This is a genomic window from Sphingomonas sp., assembly GCF_031361285.1.
GTDB lineage: Bacteria > Pseudomonadota > Alphaproteobacteria > Sphingomonadales > Sphingomonadaceae > Sphingomicrobium.
This window is the reverse complement of the sequence record NZ_JANMCO010000169.1, coordinates 1-4,295: the sequence shown is the minus strand read 5'-3', so window position 1 is coordinate 4,295 and position 4,295 is coordinate 1. Positions and strand designations below refer to the sequence as shown.

The 4,295-nt window shown below is 65.0% G+C and carries 5 protein-coding genes; 3 read left to right on the top strand and 2 right to left on the bottom strand.

Annotated features, from left to right (window positions below; translation table 11 throughout):
- The first annotated feature begins 240 nt into the window (after nucleotides 1-240).
- A complete protein-coding gene (locus RMO25_RS13260) occupies nucleotides 241-1,308 on the top strand; it encodes a 2OG-Fe(II) oxygenase family protein (RefSeq protein ID WP_309663074.1) in 1,068 nt (355 codons plus the stop codon).
- 18 nt (nucleotides 1,309-1,326) lie between these two features.
- Here the strand turns inward: RMO25_RS13260 and RMO25_RS13255 are convergent, their stop codons facing one another.
- Nucleotides 1,327-2,217, bottom strand: a complete 891-nt coding sequence (locus tag RMO25_RS13255) for a TSUP family transporter (RefSeq protein ID WP_309663073.1) — start codon at nucleotides 2,215-2,217, stop codon at nucleotides 1,327-1,329.
- A 77-nt stretch (nucleotides 2,218-2,294) separates the two neighbouring features.
- On the opposite strand from RMO25_RS13255, the gene hemF reads away from it, so the two are divergent.
- Both hemF and RMO25_RS13245 read left to right on the top strand, forming a co-directional pair.
- Nucleotides 2,295-3,137, top strand: coding sequence for an oxygen-dependent coproporphyrinogen oxidase (gene hemF / locus RMO25_RS13250; RefSeq protein WP_309663072.1), 843 nt, complete (start codon nucleotides 2,295-2,297; stop codon nucleotides 3,135-3,137).
- Between the two features lie 136 nt (nucleotides 3,138-3,273).
- Nucleotides 3,274-3,885, top strand: coding sequence for a GNAT family N-acetyltransferase (locus RMO25_RS13245; RefSeq protein WP_309663071.1), 612 nt, complete (start codon nucleotides 3,274-3,276; stop codon nucleotides 3,883-3,885).
- Here RMO25_RS13245 and RMO25_RS13240 read toward each other — a convergent pair.
- Nucleotides 3,834-4,295, bottom strand: a 462-nt coding sequence (locus tag RMO25_RS13240) for a glycerophosphoryl diester phosphodiesterase membrane domain-containing protein (RefSeq protein WP_309663070.1), incomplete at its 5' end; no start/stop codon positions are given. The two genes, RMO25_RS13245 and RMO25_RS13240, sit on opposite strands and share 52 nt — an antisense overlap.

Genomic DNA, 4,295 nt, shown 5'->3' with positions numbered 1-4,295 from the left:
GCCAGTGGCGCCGTCGCCGGTTTCTGAACCTTCTGCGGACTGTTCCAGCGTGGCCATGCTCACCCTTGTTGACGCTTTGTGGCCTTGCTTCCGGACCGGCTGCAGGCACGCCGCCTCCAGTGGGCCCGGAAGCGATTGGCCGGCTGATAGCGGGGGGTTTCCGCGATGTGAAGGGGCGGAATTTCGCCCCTCCAATGCGCTCCCCTGTTCCGGTGCGACCGGGACCGCTAGGATTGCACAATGACCGATCTCGACGCGCTCAACCAGGATTTCCATCACTATGATCAGGTGCGAAAGACGCACACCTATCGCTTGTCCGAGCACGACAGCGACCAATTCGACGACGATTACCGGATTGCCACGCTCGATCTCCAGCCGTTTCTTCTCGGCAATGCACGGGACAAGGCGCGCTTTGCCGAGTCATTCGGCTCGGCGCTTCAGGAGATCGGTTTTGCCGTCCTGGTCGGGCACGGCGTCGATCCGGTGATTTACGACGATATCCACGACCGCGTCGTTGAACTTTTTACATCGACTTCCCTGGCCGACAAGATGCGCTTCCGCGCGCAGCGCCATGGCTCGGTCAACCAGGGCTATTTCCCGATTGAGCAAACCAGCGACATCCACCCCGACCTGGTCGAGGGCTGGGTCTGGTGCCGGCGCGCGTTCGACGTTGCGCAGCAGCGGGACGCGCCATTCCGGGCCGAGGATTACTGGCCGAGAGTCGACGATGAGCGGCACTTTCGCCGCCTCGTCCTCAACCATGAAGCCTTGTTCAAGCCGATCGCCCAGGCGATGCTTCAGGGCCTGGGGTGCGAACCCCATCTCCTCGACCGAGCGCTGGACGGCACCAATTTCGGCCTGCGCCTCAATTATTACCCGCCGGTCACCGAGGATCAGGACCGGTCCGGAGCCGGACGGTTGCTTGGCCACGAGGACGTCGACCTGTTCACCATCCTGCCGGCGCCACGCACCGACGGGCTTCAGGTCTGGAACCACCGCAGCGGAAAGTGGGTGCGCCTGGAGGCACCGCCGGGTTCGATCATCATCAACACTGGCGACTATATGCAGCGCATTTCCAACGATCGGCTGCCCTCGACGACGCACCGCGTCGGCAAGCCTCGCGACGGCTCGCACCGGGCGAGCGCGCGGGTGTCTTTCCCGACCAATGTCTATCTGCGCGAGGACGAAATCCTCGATGTGCTGCCCGGCCTTGGGCCGCCGCACTATGAGCCAATCAAGGCGATCGCCTTCCACACCCGCAGCACCAGCAAGTTTTACGGCGACGGTTATGCGGTCGAGTCGACCTGAGCGGCACCGACACTGCGGTTAGTGGATTGGAACAGGGGCCTCGGCCTGACGGTGCTCTTTGCGGCCCGTGATCGCCGCCCTCAGCATCACCGCGGCGGCGTAGAGCACAACGACAATGACCAACCAGCGCAGCAGCTCCAGTGGCATGGTCTTGACGATATAAGCCGCCACGAACACCGCAGGAATCCCGCCCACAGCCAGCCCGCCGACGATCCTCAGATCGATGTCGCCGATCTGGATGTGGCGGATGCTCGCCCCGGCCCCGGTCAGCGCAGCGCCCGCCGCCATGATCGGGAAGCTCAACCTCGGGTCCATGCCCATCAAGCTCAGCATGACCAGCGTCGGGGCGTCATTGCCGACCCCGAAGTTCAGCAGGATGCCAAAGCCGAAATTGGCGGCGATGGCGATGATCATCAGCATCGGCGGCAGGCCGCTCGCGGTGCCGCCGCCGGGAAACCAGTGAAGATTGGTCATGGCATAGGCGGCGGCGGCAAGCAGCAAAGCGATGGCGACGATCAACTGGATCAGCCAGACGCGCGATCGCGCCACCAGCGGCGCGCCCAACAGCCCGCCCATCAGCAAGGCGATGACGCAGCCGACCAGCAGGACGGGATCGACCATGACCCCGAGCGCGACCAGGAAGATGATCGATTCGGCCATCGACGGCGGGGTCAGCCCGACCAGCATCGTCGGCGGGATCAGGCGGTCGGGGACCAGGCGGCGGAACTTGAGCCAGGCGGTAGTCGGCGCGAACGAGCCGATGCCGAGCGTGTCGAAGAAACTGACCAGGGCGCCGACCGCGGCGGCTTCGAGGTTCGGGATCGCGCGCTTGGCGATCGCCGAACTCACCAGGATGAATCCGAAGACCAGTATGGCCAGCGCCAATGGCACCAATAACGCAATCAACATGGCAATCCCCTCATAGCCATTGGCTCTGATCGGCGGACGCTAGAGGAATGCCGACCCTGCCGCTACATAAGCCGCCCATGGACCCCCTCGACGATCAGCAACAGGCGGCGCGCGACTGGTTTGAGGCGTTGCGCACCCGGATTTGCGCCGCGTTCGAGGCGATCGAGCGCGAGGCCGGCAGCGACGCCGCCTTCACTTTCACTCCGTGGGACCGCGCCGACCCCGACGGCTCCCCCGGAGGCGGCGGCGTACGCGGCCAGATGAATGGCGCCGTGTTCGAGAAGGTCGGGGTCAACGTCTCAACCGTCGGCGGCCGCTTCTCACCCGAGTTCGCGGCCAGCATCGCCGGCGCGGACGTGGACCCGAGCTTTTTCGCCACCGGCCTCAGCCTGGTCGCCCACATGGCCAACCCGCACGTCCCCGCGGTCCACATGAACACCCGTTTCATCACCACCACCAAACGCTGGTTCGGCGGCGGCGCCGACCTCAACCCGGCGATCCCCAATGACGAGGACACGGCCGCGTTCCACGCCCGGCTGCGCGCCGCCTGCGCCGCCCACGACCCGACCTTTTATCCGCGCTTCTCGAAGTGGGCGGAGGAGTATTTCTACCTTCCCCATCGCGGCGTGTCGCGCGGTGTTGGCGGCATCTTCTACGACCATCTCGAGGGCCATTTCGACGCCCATTTCGCCTTCACCCGCGACATCGGCGAGGCGTTTCTCGACATTTTTCCCAAGATCGTCCGTGCCCGCATGGCGACGCCATTCACCGAGGAAGACAGGCAACGGCTGCTCGAGTTTCGCGGCCGCTACGTCGAGTTCAACCTGCTCTACGACCGCGGCACTTTGTTCGGCCTCAAGACCGGCGGCAACATCGACGCGATCCTGATGAGCCTGCCGCCGCTGGCGAGATGGACTTAGCTCCGCCCCAGCTTTTGCTGGGGAGGGGGACCATGCAGCGAAGACTGCATGGTGGAGGGGTTCTGAGCCCAAATCACAAGAACCCCTCCACCAGCTGCGCTGGTCCCCCTCCCCGCCAAATGGCAGGGAGGAGCTGATGGCTTACAAACCAATTCCCGACGGCGAGCTGGCAGCGGTCGTTACTTTTCTCGAAATGCATTCTCCTCCGGTTGAATTGCCTCCGCCCTCCCCGCTCTCGCTCTGGAAACAGGAGCAAATGGGCGTGGGAGATTACCGAAGCCTGTTCCGGCAGGTTGGGTCACGCTGGCTATGGTTCTCGCGCTTGGTCATGGTCGACTCCGCGCTCGCCGCCATCATCCATGATCCACAGGTCGAACTGTTCGCCATCGTGAGCGACGACAAGGGTGAAGTCGGCATGCTCGAACTCGATTTCCGCGCGGCTGGCGAATGCGAGATCGCCTTTGTTGGGCTGGTCCCGGAAATGGCAGGCCAAGGCCACGGCCGCTGGCTCCTTGCCCAGGCGCTCCATCTGGCGTGGCGCGATGGGATTAGCCGCGTCCACGTCCACACCTGCTCGCTCGATCATCCGGCGGCGCTCTCGGCTTACCGCCGCGCCGGCTTTACCGCCTACCGCCGAGCGATCGAGCGCTTCCCCGATCCGCGTCCGCTCGGCATCCTGCACGCCGACTGCGCGCCTCAGGTGCCGCTGTTGGGAACCTTTACCGCCGCGCCTTCGCCGCCCAGCTGAACATAGATCCGCGCCAGCATCACCATCAGGATCACCGACACCGCGGCGCTGACGAGCTGGATGAGCAAAGCGACCAGCAACGCGCCGACAGTCAGCGGCTCGACCCCGCCGAAGACCAGTTGAGCAAGAATCCCGCCGATCGCCGACACGGCGGCAATCGCCACCACGGCGCCGATCAACACCATCACGAAGAAGCCGAACAGCCGCAGCCAATGGCCCCGCGTCAGCTGCCAGATGCGGCGCAGGATCTCCACTGGGCCAACCGCTTCGGCGCTCGCGACCGGCGAGGTCATCAGCATGCGGACCGCGAACCATAGCGCGACGCCGCACAGCAGGATCAGTACCACCGAGGCCATCGGCGATGCGCTCGCCGCCGGCCCAGCGACCTTGCCGGCGAGCAGCACCGCCGC

Coding starts and splice junctions, on each gene's coding strand:
- RMO25_RS13260 (WP_309663074.1), top strand. CDS start 241: ATGACCGATCTCGACGCGCTCAACCAGGATTTCCATCACTATGATCAG.
- hemF (WP_309663072.1), top strand. CDS start 2,295: ATGGACCCCCTCGACGATCAGCAACAGGCGGCGCGCGACTGGTTTGAG.
- RMO25_RS13255 (WP_309663073.1), bottom strand. CDS start 2,217: ATGTTGATTGCGTTATTGGTGCCATTGGCGCTGGCCATACTGGTCTTC.
- RMO25_RS13245 (WP_309663071.1), top strand. CDS start 3,274: ATGGCTTACAAACCAATTCCCGACGGCGAGCTGGCAGCGGTCGTTACT.